Annotated in this window: 18 protein-coding genes and 3 tRNA genes; 10 read left to right on the top strand and 11 right to left on the bottom strand. The window is 36.7% G+C overall.

Features of this window, described 5'->3' with window-relative positions; all coding sequences use genetic code 11:
* Nucleotides 1-6 precede the first annotated feature (6 nt).
* The gene (locus tag B8780_RS07675; RefSeq protein WP_236719424.1) at nt 7-1,752 is read right to left on the bottom strand and encodes an APC family permease; all 1,746 of its coding nucleotides are present in this window, start codon (nt 1,750-1,752) and stop codon (nt 7-9) included.
* A 143-nt stretch (nt 1,753-1,895) separates the two neighbouring features.
* Here B8780_RS07675 and eif1A point away from each other — a divergent pair, with 143 nt between their 5' ends.
* From eif1A to B8780_RS07655, 4 genes are all read left to right on the top strand, one after another.
* On the top strand, nt 1,896-2,222 hold the full coding sequence (gene eif1A, locus B8780_RS07670) for a translation initiation factor eIF-1A (protein WP_011177054.1): 327 nt from the start codon (nt 1,896-1,898) through the stop codon (nt 2,220-2,222).
* Nucleotides 2,200-2,967 (top strand): serine protein kinase RIO, encoded by a 768-nt coding sequence (locus B8780_RS07665; protein WP_084273256.1) that lies wholly within the window; start codon nt 2,200-2,202, stop codon nt 2,965-2,967. Before eif1A ends, B8780_RS07665 begins: the two co-directional genes overlap by 23 nt.
* Nucleotide 2,968: 1 nt before the next feature.
* Nucleotides 2,969-3,520: a KH domain-containing protein gene (locus B8780_RS07660; protein ID WP_236719423.1), complete on the top strand. Its 552-nt coding sequence runs from the start codon at nt 2,969-2,971 to the stop codon at nt 3,518-3,520.
* 33 nt (nt 3,521-3,553) lie between these two features.
* A tRNA-Met gene (locus B8780_RS07655) sits at nt 3,554-3,628 on the top strand.
* Here B8780_RS07655 and B8780_RS07650 read toward each other — a convergent pair.
* The 9 genes from B8780_RS07650 to B8780_RS07610 all read right to left on the bottom strand — a co-directional run bounded on the left by B8780_RS07650 (nt 3,626) and on the right by B8780_RS07610 (nt 11,183).
* The gene (locus tag B8780_RS07650) at nt 3,626-4,294 is read right to left on the bottom strand and encodes a uroporphyrinogen-III synthase (RefSeq protein WP_084273254.1); all 669 of its coding nucleotides are present in this window, start codon (nt 4,292-4,294) and stop codon (nt 3,626-3,628) included. The genes B8780_RS07655 and B8780_RS07650 overlap by 3 nt on opposite strands.
* Nucleotides 4,278-5,126: a hydroxymethylbilane synthase gene (gene hemC / locus B8780_RS07645; RefSeq protein WP_084273253.1), complete on the bottom strand. Its 849-nt coding sequence runs from the start codon at nt 5,124-5,126 to the stop codon at nt 4,278-4,280. The genes B8780_RS07650 and hemC overlap by 17 nt, the downstream gene beginning before the upstream one ends.
* Nucleotides 5,117-6,379 carry a glutamate-1-semialdehyde 2,1-aminomutase gene (gene hemL, locus B8780_RS07640; RefSeq protein WP_084273252.1) on the bottom strand — a complete coding sequence of 421 codons (1,263 nt, stop codon included), beginning with the start codon at nt 6,377-6,379 and terminating at the stop codon, nt 5,117-5,119. Before hemL ends, hemC begins: the two co-directional genes overlap by 10 nt.
* 28 nt (nt 6,380-6,407) lie before the next feature.
* Nucleotides 6,408-7,337, bottom strand: a complete 930-nt coding sequence (locus tag B8780_RS07635; RefSeq protein ID WP_011177048.1) for a S66 peptidase family protein — start codon at nt 7,335-7,337, stop codon at nt 6,408-6,410.
* Nucleotides 7,318-8,490 (bottom strand): M20 family metallopeptidase, encoded by a 1,173-nt coding sequence (locus B8780_RS07630; protein WP_084273251.1) that lies wholly within the window; start codon nt 8,488-8,490, stop codon nt 7,318-7,320. The genes B8780_RS07635 and B8780_RS07630 overlap by 20 nt, the downstream gene beginning before the upstream one ends.
* 38 nt (nt 8,491-8,528) lie before the next feature.
* Nucleotides 8,529-9,863 carry a DHH family phosphoesterase gene (locus B8780_RS07625; RefSeq protein WP_084273250.1) on the bottom strand — a complete coding sequence of 445 codons (1,335 nt, stop codon included), beginning with the start codon at nt 9,861-9,863 and terminating at the stop codon, nt 8,529-8,531.
* Nucleotides 9,860-10,300, bottom strand: coding sequence for a 30S ribosomal protein S15 (locus B8780_RS07620; RefSeq protein WP_084273249.1), 441 nt, complete (start codon nt 10,298-10,300; stop codon nt 9,860-9,862). The genes B8780_RS07625 and B8780_RS07620 overlap by 4 nt, the downstream gene beginning before the upstream one ends.
* A gap of 132 nt (nt 10,301-10,432) precedes the next feature.
* Nucleotides 10,433-10,574: transfer RNA gene (locus B8780_RS07615), tRNA-Trp, on the bottom strand.
* A gap of 537 nt (nt 10,575-11,111) precedes the next feature.
* Nucleotides 11,112-11,183 (bottom strand) — tRNA-Val (locus B8780_RS07610).
* Nucleotides 11,184-11,515: 332 nt separating this feature from the next.
* On the opposite strand from B8780_RS07610, the gene B8780_RS07605 reads away from it, so the two are divergent.
* Genes B8780_RS07605 through ilvA form a run of 6 tightly spaced genes read left to right on the top strand, consistent with a single transcriptional unit; the run spans nt 11,516 to nt 20,138 of the window.
* Nucleotides 11,516-12,589: a site-2 protease family protein gene (locus tag B8780_RS07605; RefSeq protein ID WP_011177044.1), complete on the top strand. Its 1,074-nt coding sequence runs from the start codon at nt 11,516-11,518 to the stop codon at nt 12,587-12,589.
* A gap of 33 nt (nt 12,590-12,622) precedes the next feature.
* Nucleotides 12,623-13,612 carry a DNA double-strand break repair nuclease NurA gene (locus tag B8780_RS07600; RefSeq protein WP_084273248.1) on the top strand — a complete coding sequence of 330 codons (990 nt, stop codon included), beginning with the start codon at nt 12,623-12,625 and terminating at the stop codon, nt 13,610-13,612.
* On the top strand, nt 13,593-15,119 hold the full coding sequence (locus tag B8780_RS07595; RefSeq protein WP_236719422.1) for a helicase HerA domain-containing protein: 1,527 nt from the start codon (nt 13,593-13,595) through the stop codon (nt 15,117-15,119). The genes B8780_RS07600 and B8780_RS07595 overlap by 20 nt, the downstream gene beginning before the upstream one ends.
* Entirely contained in the window at nt 15,119-16,231 is a 1,113-nt protein-coding gene (locus B8780_RS07590; RefSeq protein ID WP_084273246.1) for a metallophosphoesterase family protein, read from the top strand. The genes B8780_RS07595 and B8780_RS07590 overlap by 1 nt, the downstream gene beginning before the upstream one ends.
* A gap of 6 nt (nt 16,232-16,237) precedes the next feature.
* Nucleotides 16,238-18,880, top strand: coding sequence for a DNA double-strand break repair ATPase Rad50 (locus B8780_RS07585; RefSeq protein WP_084273245.1), 2,643 nt, complete (start codon nt 16,238-16,240; stop codon nt 18,878-18,880).
* Between the two features lie 52 nt (nt 18,881-18,932).
* Nucleotides 18,933-20,138, top strand: a complete 1,206-nt coding sequence (gene ilvA, locus B8780_RS07580; RefSeq protein WP_084273244.1) for a threonine ammonia-lyase — start codon at nt 18,933-18,935, stop codon at nt 20,136-20,138.
* Here ilvA and B8780_RS07575 read toward each other — a convergent pair.
* Nucleotides 20,135-20,380 (bottom strand): acylphosphatase, encoded by a 246-nt coding sequence (locus B8780_RS07575; protein ID WP_011177038.1) that lies wholly within the window; start codon nt 20,378-20,380, stop codon nt 20,135-20,137. The two genes, ilvA and B8780_RS07575, sit on opposite strands and share 4 nt — an antisense overlap.

The raw sequence follows: 20,380 nt of genomic DNA, 5'->3' as shown, positions 1-20,380 counted from the left end.
TTTAAATTATTTTGCACCTGCAGTTTCTGTTTCTTCACCTATGTACTGTGTTCCTGACTCGATTATATTGCTTATCTCCTCTGTTCTGTATCCGGAGTAGTATGATATTACATAGAATATTATTCCAACGACTATGACAACAAGGAAATCTATCGGGAACTTTAATATGCCTATGCCGCCATAGTCCTTCTCACCTATGTATGACAGTAAATCAAGAATTAATATATATGCCGGAACCCAGATACCTGCCTTTATAGTTTTGTTTGTGAATATGTTCTCTATGCCGTGAACAATATTATACCTTGCAAGCAGCAGTAGTATAAAGTAAACGAGCAGTCCAAGGAAGATTGCTATGGATAGTATGCCAACGGTTGGCCAGCCTGACCAGTAAACTATCAATGTTGCACCTATGAATGCTATCGGGGCAAGTATTGATGCACCCGCAAGCTTAAACGGTCTTTTTAATTCACCAGCCTCCCTTCTAAAGACCATCAATGCCGAGCCACCAACTATGTATGTGAACGCCGTTGAGCTTGTTATTAAACCGACCAGGGCATACCAGCTTGGGAAGGGTGCAAGAAATACCAGACCTATGATCATTGATAATATTATTGAAAGCACCGGTACCTTTGTCCTTTTGTTAATCCTTTTTACAGATTCAGGTAAATATCCATTCTCACCAAGTCCGAACAATGTCCTTGCGGACGTTCCTGCATAGACGTTTAATGTGCCTGATGGTGATACGTATGCATCAGCGTATAATATGTATGTTAATGCAACAAGACCTGCTGATGTTGCCAGTGATGCGAAAGGAGCGCTTGCTACTGATGTTGCATAGGCGTTGCTGGTGGGCGGTGCTGTTAATATTGACCAGTTGTTTCCTATTGCACCCAGATTTAAATGCCCTATGAAAACAACTTGTAAAAGAACGTAAACAAATATGCCTATTAAAACGGAGCCTATGACAGCTATTGGTATAGATTTCTGCGGTGTTTTGGCCTCTCCACCGTAATCAACAGCCTGCCTGAATCCAAGGTATGAAAAGACTATGCCGTCTGTTGATACTGCAGCAAAGACCGCAGGCCATCCGTATGGCAAAAAGCCACCGCTGGCTATATCAGTGAATTCATATGTATGAAAGCCCACGACGAAAAGTATTACTATCGTTGCTGCCGGTATTATTAACTTCCACCATGTCATGCCTGTGTTTGTTTTTCCCATTAACCTAACGCCGGCGTAGTTAAGCATGAAGAATGCAACGATCAGTATTGCGGCAAGCAGTATGCCCAGCGGCGTTAATATCAATAAGGGCGCTCCGGTAATCGGGTTTGTCGATGTTGTTGCAAGTATTATATGATATTTAGGTGTATAGGAGGCCGCATAGGTTATAACACCCTCGGCCTCAACAGCAGGAACTGATACTGCTGAGAGAAAGTATGCCCATCCGAAAATTAAGCCGGCAAGGCCGCCATGAGAATAATGGCCATATCTGACAATGGCACCGGATCTGGGCAGCATGCCACCAAGCTCCGCATAGACAAGGGCTATAAATATTATAAGAACACCGCCTATTATCCATGCGTATATTGCAGAAGGGCCTGCAGTGCCTGCAGAGGCAGCTGCGGCAAATAACCATCCTGAACCTATTATACCTCCAAGGCTTAGAAACAGAAGATCCCATGTTGATAAAGCTTTTTTCAGCTTCTTATCTTCTGTTACATCTGAGGCTATGTTTTGGTTAGTCGCAACCATAGTGATATCATGGAACATGTATATATAAGGTTTTCCTAATCAATTTAAGTAAATTATTCATTTATTTAATAATACAATAAAAAATCATTCAGTACGAATCTGTTATTGATCATATTTATATGCATAGATGCAATTAAGATGGGATGGATAACGATAATGATGAAAATACGATAAGGGTAATCACACCAAATAAAAAAAGTGGTGAAATATACGGTATAGTTGAAAAAATGTCAGGTGCATCACGGTTAATAGTCATGTGTGAGGACGGCGTTACAAGGAACTGCAGGATTCCAGGAAAGATGAAGAAGAGGATGTGGATAAGAGAGGGAGATCTCGTCATTGTAAAGCCCTGGGAATTCCAGGATGAAAAGGGCGATATTATTTACAGATACACAAAGACGCAGGCAGCATATTTAAGCAGAAACCATATGTTGCCGGAGATTATAGATGTCTTCAACGAAAAGCAGTGAAAGTGCACTTAAAACATTGATAGAAAGTGGCGAGTTTTTAAACAAATTCAATCTTGACAGGAAGACCTATGGACTGGTCTTTGATAAAAGGACATTAATAGCAGTATACGAGGTAATAAAAAAGTATAATATCGATATGTTTGATTTTCCAATATCAAGCGGCAAGGAATCAGTTGTTTTCAGGGTTCTAAGCAATAGGAAGCCGCTTGTGATAAAGATATATAAGATGTCAACGTTGAAGTTTTCAAACACCAGTGATTACATACTTGGCGATTACAGATTTGAAAGGGAAAAGCTTAATCGTGTTAACATCGTTTACATATGGGCAAGGAAGGAATACACAAATCTAAGTGAGATGAGGTCCGCTGGTGTTTCTGTTCCAAGGCCCCTGGGCTTTTATAAGAATGTGCTTTTGATGTCTTATATAGGAACAAAAAAATCACCGGCACCACAGTTAAGATACGTCGATAATGCCGATTTTAATGACATCTTTGATGCCGTTCTTGACAATATGAAAAAGATGTATAGAAACGCAGGCCTTGTTCATGCGGATCTAAGCGATTACAATATTTTATATTACAGAAGGAAGATATACATAATTGATACCGGCCAATCAGTAAGCATAAAGCATCCCATGGCCCATGATTTTTTAAAAAGGGATGTTAATAATATATGCTCTTTCTTTAGCAGAAAAGGTATTAAAAAAGATCCTGATATCATATTTAAAAGCATAGTGGATGGTTAAAATGTACGAGACTGGCAGTTTAAAGATACCAATGAATAGAATTGCCGTGGTTATAGGCAAAAATGGCGAAACAAAAAATGAAATAGAAAGGCTTGGCCAGAGTGTAATAGACATAGATTCAAAGACCGGCCTCGTGACCGTTTATCAAAAAAAGGATGCATTAAAGGCATTAATAGCATTAAACGTTGTCCAGGCAATAGCCCGCGGCTTCTCACCTGAAAAGGCACTTACATTATTCAACGAAAACATGCAATTAATAGTAATATCATTAAAAGATTTTGCAGGACATAATTCAAACAGGATAAATGAACTTCGCGGCCGTGTCATAGGAAGGAATGGCAGGACCAGGCAGATCATAGAGGAATTGACAAATACATATATATCTGTTAGCGGAAACACTGTATCAATAATAGGGGACTTTATAGGCATAGGATACTCAAAGGAGGCCGTTGAGATGCTCCTCCTTGGGAGAAAGCACAAAACAGTCTACTCATATCTTGAGAAATCCGTTTCAGAGATAAAATTCAAAAGGATGGAGCAGACCTTTGGATAATATTTAAGTATATATTTACAATACCATATATACAGCGGGGTGGGGTAGTCAGGACATCCCGACGGGCTCATAACCCGTAGATCAATGGTTCAAATCCATTCCCCGCTACTTGCAGTACATTTTATCTATCTCCTTTATAAGATCAATAAAATCAGATTTTCCTGTTTTTATAACATTTATATTCATGGATCTTAATTTTTCCTCTGTGACCCTTCCAATGGCGAATGCGTTTTTTATACCATGGCACATTGATACTATTATTTCGGCCTCCATTGATGATGTTATAACAACACCCATGCATTTATCATCATTTATATAATTGCATATATCACTATTTACAGGAACTATATCATATAAAAAGTATTCTTTAAAATCAAAGTGATTTTTTATTAAATAATCCCTGATTATATTGTTTGATTTCATGCTTCTGAACATTGCAATCCTTTTATCCTTATATTTATCAAGGAGGTTTATCAGACCATATGAGCTCTCGTCCTTAGGTATTAATGGATTAATTCCATGCCTTTTTATCTCATCTCCTGTTTTTCTGCCTATTGCCATGAAGATGCCTTTTAAATTATAATATTTAAAGAACAGATCTGCCCCATGCTCGCTTGTGAGAACAATCACATCAGGTTTATAATCTATAACCGGCGGTTCAAGGTCAACGATCCTTGTTACCGGAATGTTTATAACATCAAAGCAGGATCCCTTTATTTCATTATACTTTTCAGCCGGCCTGATTGTTACAATGAATCTAGTATCCATAGTCATGTATCTCACTTCTTATAAATTCAAGATCGATATTATTGTAATCCATAACAATGTCTTTATAATCATCGTTTTTTAATGAGTAAAACCTCATAAATATTCTATTTTTATGTGCATAGATGCCGACAGGTTTTGAGCATCCAAGGTTAAGGCCTGACAGTATTAATCTTTCAGCCTTCATATCATTGTATGTTTCATCGTCATTTATCTTTTTCAATACATCGTTTATTTCTGAATCCTTTTTTGAAATGATTGCTATTATGCCCTGGTTTGGTGCCGGCACGAAATCATCATAGTTTAATATAAAATGCCTTCTGTTTATCTTCATTCTATCATAGGCGGCCTTTGCCATTATAATCCCATCGTAATCTCCGTTATCAAGCTTTTTTAGTCTTGTATCTATATTTCCCCTTAGATCCTTTATTAATATATCATTCCTTAGTGTTTTTAATTCTTTTATTCTTCTAAGGCTTGATGTGCCTATTACAGATGATGCCTCAAGATCATTCAATGAATGCTGTGATATTAAAACATCCCTTGGGTCATCCCTCTTTAGAACAGCTGATATCTCCAGTGAATCATCGATAAAGGACGGTATATCCTTGGCACTATGCACGGCTATGTCTATCTCATTCTTTAGTATCATTCTATTCAAATCATCAACAAAGACGCCGGTACCACCAATACTGTAAAGCGGGCTGTCAAGATTTATATCACCCTTTGATGTAAAACCTTTAACCTCGGTTTCAATACCAAGCGAATCAAGCCTGTCCTTAACCATCATGGCCTGTATCATGGCAAGCTTGCTTGACCTTGTGCCTATCCTTATATGCAAGATACCGCCTCCTTTGCTGCCTCAATGGTTTTATTTAAATCATCACGCCCATGTGCAAAGCTGACAAAGTTTGTTTCAAACTGGCTTGGCGGCAGATAAACGTTATGATCAAGCATCTTTTTAAAGAATTTAAAGAATCTATCCTTATCAGATTTAATGGCATCATCGTATGTTTTAACCTCATTTTTATTGAAAAAGATCTGGAACATTGAGCCATAATGGTTTATATTAACGTCTATGTTTTTATCATTGAATATATCATAAAGAGATTTTACCAGATCTGCTGTATAATTATTTATCCTGCTGTAGTCCATGCCCTGGAGCTTTTCCATTGCAGCTATGCCGGCTGCCATGCTCAATGGATTTCCAGAAAATGTACCAGATTCATAGACGTTTCCTGATGGTGATATTAAATCCATGATCTCTGATGATGAACCAAATAAACCTATGGGTGCGCCACCACCTATGATCTTGCCCATTGTTGTAATATCCGGCTTTATATTTATTATATCCTGGTATCCAGAGAATGCAAATCTAAAGCCTGTTATAACCTCATCAAAGATTAGAAGTGAATTGTATTTATTTGTTATCTCCCTTAGGAATTCAAGGAAGCCGAGCTCAGGATTTATCACACCGATATTTCCAAGAATGGGCTCGGTTATAACCGCTGCTATATCATTTCCGTATTCATTAAATAATGATTCTATGCTGTTCTCATCATTGTATTTGCCGACAAGAACAGTTTTTGTTATTTCCTCTGGCACACCGTTTGATGATGGAACCCCAAAGGTCATTGTGCCACTGCCTGATTTTATTAAGGCATAGTCATGTGCTCCATGGAAGCCCCCCTCCATCTTTAATATGTACTTTCTTTTTGTGTATCCACGGGCAAGCCTTATTGCATGCATGGTTGCCTCGGTTCCTGAATTTGTAAACCTCATCTTTTCTATTGATTTAACATGGTTTTTTATTATATTTCCAAGCCTTACCTCGTTTTCTGTTATTGAACCAAATAATATTCCGTTATCGGCCTGCCTTTTTATAGCCGAAGCAACGTCAGGATCGGCATGGCCAAGTATCATCGGCCCAAAGCCAAGGGAATAATCAATGTATTCCTTTCCATTAACATCATAAATCCTTGATCCACGGCCCCTTTCAAACATGACAGGCACAGGCCTGTAAAATCTCACAGGTGAATTCACACCTGACGGAAAAAGCTTTAAAGCCTCGCTGAAAAGATCATCGCCCTTCATGGTTATATATTATAATAAATTATTTTAATTAATCTACAACCTCCTCTATTAATTCTATGTATGGATCCTCGCTTGATATTCTTATCCTTGCATTTAATGGTATTATCATCTGCTCCTCACCATGTCCAAAGGGTGCGCCGTAAAGCGATGTCTTGTTAAGCTCGTTCATGTATTTTTGAACAACGTCCTCTATTGACGGCATTGGCTCCTCCTTATCAAATATGGCCTTGAAATCGCCAAAGACAAAGCCATTGAACTTGTCAAGTATGCCGGCAAGCTTCATGCTGAAAAAGTATCTATCGATATCTCCTGTTGTTACATCCGTATCCTCTATAAAGAATATCCTGTTATCAGGCTCCGGGAGGTAATTTGTTCCAAGCAGTGAGGCAACCAGTGATATATTTGTCCCAAGGGATATGCCGTCAACGGTTCCAGGTATTATATATTTTATTATACGATCCTCGTATATATTTATCTTCTGTGATTTACCCATTAGCACATCAAGGAAAGATTTAAAGGTTGGCTTGTTCATTTCTTCTATATCGGATGCAACCATGGGGCCATGGAACGTTATTAAATTTGTATTCCTGTTTATCGCAAGGTGCAATGCGGTTATATCGCTGTAGCCCACAAAGATCTTTGGATGCTCCTTTATTACATCGTAATCTATTAATGGAAGAATATGTATGCTGCCGTAGCCACCACGTGCACATATTACCGCCTTGACGTTATCATCCCTGAAAGCGGCCATTAATTCATCGGCCCTCTCCTTTGCAGGTGCTGCAAGATCATTTCTCTGCACAAGCTTTTTCAGGTTTCTGCCAAGTGAAACCTTGAATCCAAGCTTCTTTAACCTTGCAACGCCCCTTGAAAGTCTCAGAAGATCAGGCGCACTTGCCGGTGCTATAACACGTATCTCATCACCCGGTTTTAGCCTCTCAGGCCTTATTCGATTCATTAAAATCACTCCTAACCTTTTTTAATATTTCAGGATCGTTTATTATTCTAAGCACTGAATTGCATGTTGCCCTTATTGCCTTTATAAGGTTCTCAGATGCATTATATGGGTCCGCGGCAAGCCTGAACTCCTCAGAATGCCCTGGCAGGTTATTTCCTATTTTTACATCTATATGGCCTGTTGGAACCCTTAGGCTTACATTTGCCTCGTCGGTGCTTCCTGAGGCTATTTCATCGGATTTATCTATATTGTATGGTCTTATATTTATCTTTTTTAATTCGTCCTCTATAATATTATCAATGGTATAATTATGTTTGTATTCAGAGTAAACTGGCATTAAATCCCTTATAATCAATTTTGTTCCAAAGCCCTCTGATATCGATTTAACAAGCCTTTTTACCTTTGACACAAATCTTATAAGAAAATCATATGATGTTGATCTTATATCAACCTCAAGAACAGCTTTGTCAGGAACGACATTTGATGCCTTTCCGCCTTCCTTTATTATCATACCTATAACTATATGCCTGTCATTTCTTGCCCAGTCACGCAGGCTGTTTATTGCATTATAAGATGCGACAAGTGCATCCAGTGCATTTATGCCATGGCATGGCGATGCTGCCATGTGTGATGCCCTTCCTATAAATGTAAACTCCATCTCTGCATCTGCAAGTGCCTTTGAGCCAACGGCCCAGCGGTCATCGGGATGCATGCCAATAACAAAATCCAGATCATCAAATGCACCCTTTGATGCCATTATGGCCTTGCTGCCGGCGTATGGCCCTATACCCTCCTCGGATGGGGTTCCAAAGACAATGATCTTTCCGGAATTTATCATCTTTGATAGAATCACTGCTGTGCCGTATGCCCATGCCGATATTAGATTATGGCCGCAGGAATGGCCATTGGGCAGGGCATCATATTCTGCAAGCAGTCCAATGTATGGTCTACCATCACCGAACTCTGCCCTGAATGCCGTGTCCATGTTCATGAATGGCATTTCAACATAGAAGCCTGCATCCTCAAGCCTTTTTGATATAAGGCCAGATGATTTATATTCGCTGCTGCCAAGCTCAGCAAAATCATATATTGATTTTGATAATTTTAATATATCATCTTTATAATCCAAAAGGTAATCATTAACACCCTTCATGGATAATAATATCAGCTATCTTTATAAATCTTTTATTATTAAATACTACCAAGCTGTGATTTTATGATTTCAGAGCAGTAATCTATGAACTTCTTTTCAGTATCAAGGGGTATTACCGCACCGGCTGCTATGTCATGGCCGCCACCTGAGCCACCAACCCTCTGGGAAGCCTCCCTCATAACAACGGATAGATTAAGCCCCCTTGAAACCAGATGCCTGGTGCCCCTGGATGAGACCTTTATGTTCTCTGTTCCTGCATTGAAGCCTATTATCGGCTTTTTAACATCAAAAAGGTAAAGGGCCATTGTGCCTGTTATTGGCCCGGCCATCTCTGACTCCGGTGCATAGAAGTATCTTAAATAATCATTTTCCTTTATATTATTTTTTGATCTGTATATATAATCTATTAATTTGGTTTTAAATATCCTTCTGTTGGAATTCATCTCGTTCTCAACGCTTTTATCACCAAGAAAATACTGAACCGGTATCGAATTAGCACCTATCCTGCTGTTTCCATCAATGATATCGCTTAAAAGCTTTGATGACATTTTTATTTCATCGAACATTATAACGTCTGTTTCAAGGTATTTTATACCATCGATACCGATATTCTGTGATAATAATCTAAGTGAAAGGGCCTTTCCAAGCCTTAACATCTCGGCATTATCAAGGTCATAAACATGCTTTTCAGGATCTATATTTAATGATGAGAGCATTTCATTCACATTATCAGGATAGCCCGTTAAATTATAAAAGAACGGATCTGTTGAATAGGTTATTGCCTCATGTATATTAGAACCGTCTATGTTTATCATGTGAAATGTTTTGTTTTTATTGTATTCATTATAAATGGATGCATTAAGGCCCTTAAAGCCACCTATATCCTGCTTATCGGCCATCACACCGGATACAAAGAACGGTAATAGATCCTTATTATCCTCGTTCATTGTTAGTGCCATGAGAAAGGCCATGGTTGCGCCGCAGGCCTCTGTCGTTCCATTGTATCCAAAATCCCTTGCATTTATGTTTATTCCAGGTGCTTTAAAATCACGATGAAAATGGTGATCAAGTATAACATAATTATTATAATCAGATATGAACTGGGCCTGATCAGATCCGGCATCAACCATTATTGTAAAAACGTCCTTTTCCTCCTCGTATAGCTGCCTGAAGCCCTTTTCATCAAGGCTGCTTACATAGCTTAAATGGAACTTTATGCCCTCCCTTTTCAACGCGTTTGTTAATATAATGGCGGAGCTTACACCATCACCATCGTAATGGGCAAGAATCCTAACGTAATCATTTTCACGTATTTTTTCCGAACCTTTCTTTAAAAGGCTGTAAAAATCATTATTTATTATATCATTAATCATTGCAGGACTCTCTCAAGAGACCAATCCTGTGGAAGCCTTGACGTCCTTTTGTAATACCTTATTAATCTTAACATTTTTGACATTATTAACTGTGCCTTTCTCCTATTGTTCATATCGTGCTTATTTAATGAAAGGTGCTTCATTGCCCTTTTGTACCTCTCTATCAATGCCTGTAAATCCTCTGGGACATCTGATTCAAGATTATTCTCTTTTAATACCTGGCCAAGCTTCATGTGAAGCACCGGCCTTGTTCCTGGAATTGCATACTGATCCCTTAATCTTATACCAATCATTGACTTTGTCATGCCCTGCTTTCTCATCTTAACTATCATTTCCTTTATTTCATCATCACTGTACTGTATCCATGAAGGTCTTTCCTTTACCTCAATACGTTTTGATCCTGATTTTCCCCTCTTCCTTGTGTGCATTCGTGCCATATTTATCCATAGGGTATTATTTTCATAAATTTATCCTTTTTTGTTTTTATAATTAAAATACAACGATGGATATTTTAAATTTAATAATTTTAGGATTCAGCCTTTTATTATTAATCTTTATAATTCAGGTTATGGGAGCACTGGGATTTGAACCCAGATCTACGGGTCTCTTCCTGTTTCATAGTTCCAGTCAATCATCATGAAATCAGTTGACCCTCTCGCTAATCACAAACTGACTGGAGCCCGCTAGGATGCCTGATTACCCCATGCTCCCATGCATATAGGGTATTATTTTTTAATATAAATATTATGGTGTTTTATCTATTTATTGTTTTATCCTGAAATTAGTTCCTATTTAAAGACAACTTAAATATAGGAACTATAAACTAATTTAAACAGTTGAAGTAGGCATTGATAATATTTTTATAATAATAAATAAAAACATAATATTGCAATATGGTTAATATATAATTTATAACACATGCAAGAGCAATATAATATTATATTATTAATTAAAAGAGGAAATTATGTAATTATCAATATATAATAGAAATCACTTTTATAATATACAAGAAAATTAAATGTTAAGAATATAAATATGGGAACTAATTTCAGGATATCATAGTTTTATCTATTTATAAAAAGAATATTATAAATAAAAACCATGCATGAATTTAATTTTCGAACTTGATAAATATATTATAATGTTATTGTCAATTTTTGATCTATATAATAAAAATACAATTATAATGGAAAATATAATTTCCAGCACATCTTAATAAAATATGAATCCAGTGTATATAAATATAAGTGGGCCTGGCCGGGCTCGAACCGGCGACCTCCTCCGTGTGAGGGAGACGTCATACCACTAGACCACAAGCCCAAAGCTAAATTTCTAAACTTTATATTAATCTTTTTAATACTTTATTACAATTAATTTTATAAAATAATTTAAATATTTTATAGCTTTGATATAAAAGTTTAAAAATATTGATTCAATGCATTATATGATTCCGCAGAAAGTATGCATGATTTATGAATGCATATGACGACACGGAACCTATAAATGGCCACGCCATAATGGGCCTCGGATTCAGTTTATGGTGTGTCACCCTGCTGTGAAAATCCGATCAGCGGCTGGCTAAGAATTCCCTGTGGGTCAGGAAATTATGAAACGTGATTAATTTCCGTTAAAACAGGGAAAAGGTGAAAGCAATGGAAGTAAAAGTGCAGAGTGATGATTTAGAATACGTTGTAAGCACGGTAAGATCATATATAAATTCATATGAAACCGATGTTAACCCGCTTTACATTAGGTTTTATTTCTTTGAGAGTGACAATCCACTCCTGGATGAAAATTTTGACGAGATAAGAAAGATTCTTGTTCCAAGTGGATACATACCTGCTGTTATCAAGGGCCCTGAAAACTACATAGAGGTAACAAGAAGGCCAAAGGAGAATTATAGAAGCATCTACGTTAATATTATAATGCTTGTTCTTACGCTTTTATCGACAGTATACGTCGGATCTATATACGCAGCAAGCTTTGTTAGGCCAGGACCATACTATGAGTTTTACAAGCTATTGTACGGCTTTGTATTCTTCTCATTGCCATTAATGTTCATACTTGGCATACATGAAACGGCGCATTATCTTGTTGCAAGAAGATACAGGGTAAACGCATCACTGCCATTTTTTATACCATTTCCATATATTATAGGCACCTTTGGTGCATTTGTTTCTTTAAGGGATCCAATACCGGATAGAAAGGCCATGACCGAGATTGGTGCTGCAGGCCCAATAGCAGGCTTTCTTGCATCAATACCATTGATGTTTCTTGCACAGTACTTTGAAAAGGTTATAAAGCCTGTAAACAATGTAATACCATTTCAGTTAAATTATCCATTGATCTATAAGCTCTTCGGTATTTTTGAGCCTGTTAAGGTTCCGGTTTTTCCAATGGTCTTTGCAGTCTGGGTTGGTATCTTCGCAACGGCAATGAACTTAATACCCGCAGGGCAGCTTGATGGTGGTCACATCGTAAGGGGTCTCCTTGGGTCAAGGGCATATATATTAAATTACATCTTTCTTGGCTTCCTCTTCTACCTGGCAATAGTATACAATTATCTTGGCTGGCTCTTTCTGGCTCTTTTCGTTATATTTCTTGGTCTTGTCCATCCACCTGCATTGAATGATTACGCAAGAATAAAAATGCGCGATGTTTTCATAGGCATCTTCTGCCTGCTAATGTTTATAATTACATTCACACCGCTGCCCATAAAACCATAGAAAAATTTATTTTTCATTAACAAATAGCATTCCGTGGAAACATACACGGATTTTATTAATTACATTAATTCAAATTTAGATGAAATAAGATCAAACCTAATAATTGCAGGTGATTCATACGATTATAATATTTACAAAAAAAATTTTGATAAATACTTTCATTATTATAGGAGTAATAAAGATCTAAAGAATAAAAGGATACTTGCCGTGGACAGCTCAATCTTCTCAAGGCAGCTTTACAGCGGCATGGTCTTTATAATGGCAAGGGCATACTCATTTTCAAATAAATTTGTTGAAAAGACCTTTTCTGCTGGCATCTATGATCTAAATCCAATGGAGCTTAGAAACTTCGAGATACTTTTAATGGAGCACCTTGAGCATAAATGCGTAATAAAAAGCATTGAAAATGAAAGATACGATTATATCTTTATCGATGGTTCATACAAGAGCAGGCTAAATCATTTTAACATTGATTTAAAGATACCGGGCAATGAATCATTCATGCGTGAATACTTTTCAACAATGAATGAGATGATCTCAATGGCAAGGGAGAAAGGCATTGACCTAATTTATATAGCAAAGAGCAGTGTAGATAATTCGTTTAGAAACCTTCTTATTAATGGTTTAAGCAATGATGAAAAATCAAGATTAAGAAATGCCAGCGATCATTTGATAATAAAATCACTTGCAAAGGAACCGGGGTACACTGAACCCGTAATAGAAAGTTCAGGGAAATACGCAATAATGGATATACTACCTGAAATAACAGATATACCATTAAAAATAAACGTTGTTTCAAACAGGTTTCTTAACAATAATGCCAGTGTATATGATATAGTTGATTTAATATTCTACGGATACAATGGTTACAGGAATTATAATATATGGCTTTACTACGTTGATAGAATGGTAAAGTTCAGAAAAAAGGAGGTTGAAAACCTTTATATGCGTACATTTGAAAGGTTAACAGGAATACCATTCTATGAGAGCAGGGGTGATAGGCGTGCAAGAATCCATGTCTGAGATTGGTTATGTTATTTCAAGCTCCGGTGATGATTTAAGCTTCGTTTTAAACCCGGGCGAAAACGTGAGGCGCTGGGATTATGTATCTGTTTTTAATAACGGCGAGATCATAGGAAGAATAATATCAATAGAATCAAGAAGCCAGCTGGTGGATTTAAATACAGACTATAAGAGCATGAAGAGGTACATTGAAAATAATATAAATGATAGTACAAACATATGCCATGTTCAGATACTTGGCCATGTCGTTAATGATAATGTTAGAAACTCCAGGGAGATCATAAATATTGGAACGCCGGTGTATCTATCAAACAGCGACACGCTTTCAAGGATCTTTTCATTCAATGATGAGGAGTCATTAAAAATAGGAAAATTAATGGATTCAAACATTGATGTCTCAATAAATATAAATGGCCTGAGAAGGCATGTTGCAATACTTGCACAGACAGGCGCTGGTAAAAGCCATACGGCCGGTGTTATCATAGAGGAATTAATCAAGAAGGGCGTCTCTGTAATCGTTCTGGACCCACATGCGGATTATGTTTTCATGAAAAAAACTCATGATGATAAAATATACAATGAAAACGTCATGGTTTTTAGAACACCAATGAGCACTGGCCGCTACGGCAGCGAGGTTGGAATAGTCAATACATTCACAATAAGATTCCAGGATCTTAATCAGGAGGATCTCTGCGGCATAATGGATATAAATGAATCCTGGGCAAATTTAACGGGCATAGTCAACGATATCTTTGACAACATGAAGGGCCAGCATGATTACGATGATTTTATGGAAACTGCAAAATCCCTTGGAGAAAACTATAATAAAATAAGAAACCGTTTAAGGTATCTTGAAAAAATAAAAGGCGTCTTTTCAAATAAATCGACAGGGATCAATGATTATCTATCACCTGGAAGGCTCTCGATTCTGGATCTTTCAGGCCTTGATGAATACCTTGCCGATTACTTTGCATGGCGCATACTTAACACTGTATATGACGCAAAGTTCTCAAATGATTTTAAGTACCCGGTCTTTGTTGTTGTTGAGGAGGCTCACAGGTTCGTGCCCCCAAGGGAACGTGGAAGGACAAAAACCGGTGAGATAATAAAGAAGATCGCAGCCGAGGGCAGAAAATTTGGTATATTTTTAATAGTAATAACACAGAGGCCAGGGAAGATAGATCAGGACGTCCTGAGCCAGTGTAATTCACAGATTATACTAAGGATAACGAACCCGGCAGATCAAAATGCAGTTATAAACAGCAGTGAGAGTATAACCGAGTATATTATAGAGGATCTTCCATCACTTGACATAGGCGAGGCAGTGCTAACAGGCGAATTTGTAAAGATGCCATGCATTGTAAAGATAAGAAACCGTGAGACAAGGGCCGGTGGCTCCGATATAGATATAATATCTTTGCTAAGAATGGCCCGCGATGAAATAGATTCAATGAACGATCCCAGGAAAATAAAGGAAAGAAATAAAAAGCTTCTGGGTGATCTTTAATGGTGAGATTTATACATTTTTCTGATACACATCTGGGTTACAAACAATATATGATGGATGAACGTGAAAACGATTTTTATGAGGCATTCAACGAGGCAATAGACATAGGCATAAATGAACATGTTGATTTCTTTGTTCACTCTGGAGACCTTTTTGATACCTGGCTGCCATCAAACAGGGCAATGAATGAATTTAAAAAGGCCATGCTAAAATTATATGAAAGGAACATCGATATGTACCTTATAATGGGCGATCACGACAGGCCAAAGCGCCGTGATGAGGTCGCTTCCAGGATCTTTGATTTTCTTGGGGTTCATTTACTTGGCTACGATGACCTTGATGTTGTAAGAAAAAAATTTGATGAGGAAATAATAATATCAGGAATATCAAACATGAAGGGTTTAAGGATACCGCAGCTTCTTGAGCTTTATAAAAAGGCCGATGTTATTGCAGAATCAGAGAAAAATTCAGTTTTAATATCCCATGAGGGTGTCTCACCATATTTTATAAAGGAGCAGAGCGAGGTTGATTCAAGCGATCTCCCTGTAAATTATACATACCTGGCCTTTGGGCATATACATGATTCAAAATTAATAGATAATAAAAAGCCTGTTTTTTCATACGCAGGCTCAACAGAAATAAATGATACAAATGAATTAAATCATTTTAAAAAATACGGAAAATCTGTAAACCTCGTGGATATAAACAGCGGAACTGCATCTGTAAGCAGGATAAAACTTAACAGCACAAGGTACCAGGATTTAATAAAAACGGATAATATAAATTTGATAATCGATCTTGATAAATCACTTGAAAATGCAACCGGCATAAAGAAGCCGCTGATAACATTGATAATAAATACCGAGGATAAAGAATACTCAAGGAAGGTTCTTGCCATGTATAATCAAAAGGCAGAGATAAGATGCCTTTTTAACAAATCAGTAAACATGCCTGAAAATCCTGTAAAATCAGAGAGAAAATTAATAGACTACTTCCACGGATACTTCCATGATGATAAAAAGGCCGAGCTTGCATATAATATTTATACCTCAATAAAAAACGAGAGCGTTGATGATGCCTACGAAATTATTAAAAAGATGCTTTTAAGGTAGATAAACATGATAATAAAATCATTAAAATTAAAAAACTTTGTCTCATACGATGATGCTGAAATAGAGTTCACACCAGGAATAACAATTATAACAGGAAAAAACGGTGCCGGGAAGACAAGCATTGTTGACGCAATAAAGTTTGCGCTGTTTACCGAAACAAGGAATTCAGAGAAAATCGAGGAGATGGTAAAGAAGGGTAAAAACAATCTATCAGTAATGCTTGAATTCTACATTGGCAATGATGTTTACCAGGTTTTTAGATCCTACAAGTTTGGCAAAGGCTCAAGGCGTGAATCATACATAAAAAAGAACAATGAGATCATTGCGGAGGGTTTTGATCAGACAACAAAAGCCATTGAGAATATACTCGGCATATCAAAGGACGTTTTTAAAAACTCAATCTTCGTTGGCCAGGGTGAGATGGATTCTTTAATATCAGGAACACCAAAGCAGAGAAAGGAGATATTTAGCGAGATACTTGAAATAAACTCATTATCAAGGAATGCCGATAAATTAAAGGATGTATTAAAAATGCTTAGGCCAGAGATATCAAATATAAACGATGTTGAGGAAAAGCTCAAATCAAGTAATCTTGAACTGGAAAATATTAAAAAATCACTGGCCGATGATGAGAAAAGCCATTCCATTACTTTAAAGGAGATAGAAAGATTAAGCATTGTTTATCAGAATGCCATGGATGATTATAATAATGCAAAATCCGCAATGAACGAGCTCTCATCCCTGGAGGATATGAAAAACAGGCTAAACAGCGATATTAAAACTGCAGAGAGTGATCTTTCCATGGAACTGGAAAAAAACAATTACTATAAAGAACTTGAGGAGAGGCACATGAAAATAATTAACGATCCTGTTTATAAAAACAGGAATTACATAAATGATTATTTTAAATACATTAATGATATTGAAAACAAAAAACAGATCCTTTCAAATATAGATGCAGAAATAAACAAATACCATGCAATTATTAAAAAATTATCAGTTCTTGAAAAGGATTACAATGATTATATAAAAAAGAAAAGTGAGTATGACGATCTAAATAATCAAATTTTGGAGCTTGAAGGATACCATATGGATTACAATGGCTATTTAAAATCATACGAATCACTAAACATGAAGATCAGAGAATATTCAATTAATATCGATCCTGACGCAATAAAAAAGGAATTAAATGAAATCAATGTTAAACTTCAGGATTATTCATCAAAAGTATCATCATTAAATCAAAGAAAAAGATCCTTGATTGAAAACCTTGATGAACTATCCAGGAATATGGAGATATTGAACGGTCAGAGCGTATGCCCGGTCTGTGGCACAACCCTTGGAGAAGACAAAATTAATCATATAATAAATGATTACAATAATAAAAAATCCGGGATTGAATCAAAAATAAGAGAGATAGAGATCGATGTAAAAGATATAAATAATAAAATCGTCGATCTAAAAAAAAGGAAGGAATATCTTGAATCAGAAGAAATAAACAAAAGTATAAATGAATATAATAAAATTGAATCAGCAAGGCACGATCTCGAGGACATTAAAATTAAAATAAATGAATTAAAGGATAAAGAGGATAAATACAATGAGATAAAAAATAGGATTAAATCATTAAAAGAATCAATAGAAATCCTTGATTCAAGGAGAACATCATACCTAAATCTGTTATCGCAAAGGGATCTAATAGACATAGACACGAATCAGTCAAGATCCAATGAGATAAAATCGCAGATAAATGATCTGGAGTCAGGGTTACAGGAGATTATAAAAATCATAGGTTTTGAACCTGACAGAAGTTGTATTGATAAAATAAGGGAAATGGAGAATGAGGCGAATAATTATAACAATAAATACAATGAGATACAGGAAAATAAAATTTTAATTGAAAAATTAAGGGGAAAGATTGATAACTATAAAAAGCAGATTGCCGAGATCGATTCAAGGATCCCGGATTTAAAGACTATAACATCAAGAATTAATGATATTGAGGATAATTATAATAAAAGCAGAAAGGCCCTTGATGATGCAAAGGCAAACAGGGCAAGGCTCGAGGCAACAATAGAGATCAATAGAACCAGGATAAATGAGCTTTCAGACAGAATAAATGAAATTAATGAAACCCTTGAATCAATGAAAAAGATAAAAGCCGCGATAGGCTTTCTTGATGAACTAAGGAACGCCCTTGATGTCAGCGGAATACAGTCAATGATAAGAAAGGAGGCATCGCAGGCAATGACCTCGCTTGTTAGAAAATACCTTTTTGAATTCAACTTTGATTTTGATGATATAGATATAGATGAGGATTTTAACATAAAGGTTTCCCAGAGATCCATGGTTCAGGACATTGATTCATTAAGCGGTGGGGAAAAAACAGCGCTCTCACTGGCATTAAGACTTGCGGTTGCAGAGTATGCATTAAATAATAAAAGTTTTATAATAATGGATGAGCCCACAAACTATCTCGATGAGGACAGAAGAACAAATCTAAAGGATATAATACAGTATTCATTAAGGCAGTCAGGAGATATAGATCAGTTAATAATGATAACGCATCACAGCGATATGTCATCCGTTGCCGATGTTTCATACGAAATTGATAAGTCCTCAGGCTCATCAAAGATTATACCATTATAATATTAAATTTCTTATTGAATAATATAATATTTATGATTAATATTTCATTTACATGGAATTCGATGATATATTATATGCAAAATCAGTTGTATCAAGGTATCTGCACAGGACGCCTGTTTTTCATTCAAAGACCTTCAGCGACATGTTCCACGGGGATATATTTTTTAAAATGGAGAATTTCCAGAAGACCGGCTCATTTAAATCAAGGGGTGCGGTTACAAAGTTCTCAAGGTTAAGCGATGAGGAACTAAAAAACGGTGTCATAACGGCAAGCGCTGGAAACCATGCGCAGGGCGTTGCATATGCCGCATCGATCTTTAAAACAGATGCAAAGATAGTAATGCCTGAAAACACAACACCGGCAAAGGTAAACGCTGTTGAGGCATACGGCGGCCATGTAATACTAACCGGGAGCTCATACGATGAATCACATAGCCATGCATTAAAAATAGCAATGGATGAAAATAGAACATTTATAGAGGCATACAATGATGAGGCCATTATAGCAGGCCAGGGTACAATAGCACTTGAGCTCTTTGAGGATCTTGGAAATCTTGATCAGATAATAGTGCCCATTGGGGGTGGCGGTTTAATATCCGGGATAGCCTTTGCCGCAAAGCACATAAATCCAAATGTAAAAATCATAGGTGTCGAATCAGAAAAGGCAAATGCAATGATGCTATCATTAAGGGAAAACAGAATAGTTCCATACACAAGCTCTGATACAATAGCCGATGGCATAGCCGTGAAATATCCCGGGGATATAACATTTGACATTGTAAAAAACTATGTTGACGATGTTGTTACAGTAAATGATGAAAGCATAGCCTATTCATTGTTTAAACTGCTTGAGCGTGAAAAGGTTCTTGTTGAGCCATCCGGGGCAGTTGGTCTTGCCGCACTCTACGAGGGTAAGATAGACTCAGAATCAAAGAAAACTGCAATAATACTATCAGGCGGAAACATAAATTTTCTGCTGCTATCAAAAATTATATACAAATCCATGGAGATGGAGAATAAATTAATAAGGCTTGAGTTCAACCTTCCTGACAGGCCGGGAACCATGGTAAAAATAGTAAACGCAATATCAAGCGTTGGCGCAAATATATACCATGCCGAGGTCGATAATTTAAAAAAGAACACGCCTATAGGCTATCAAAATCTTACATTTACCGTAAACATAGTTGACGCAAATAGAATAGAAAAACTATTGAACGCACTGGACTCCCTTGGATATAAATATAATATAATAAATTAATACCTTATCTGAAAATCGTTATATTTAACATCATCATCAAAATAATCGATTTTTTCTATATATGCTATGCCTTTTATGTATTCAATGATCCTTTTTATTTTTTCCTCATCTCCCTGAAACACGGCCTCAACTGTTCCGTCATCACGGTTTTTGATATAACCCGATAATCCAAGGCTTTTGGCCATTGAATAGGTCCTGGCCCTGAGGCCTATGCCCTGAACCCTACCATGGAATATGTACAT

The sequence above is a fragment of the Picrophilus oshimae DSM 9789 genome, from assembly GCF_900176435.1.
GTDB classification, from domain to species: domain Archaea; phylum Thermoplasmatota; class Thermoplasmata; order Thermoplasmatales; family Thermoplasmataceae; genus Picrophilus; species Picrophilus oshimae.
Note: the sequence above shows the minus strand (reverse complement) of the source record. Positions and strands in the feature narration are given on the sequence as shown.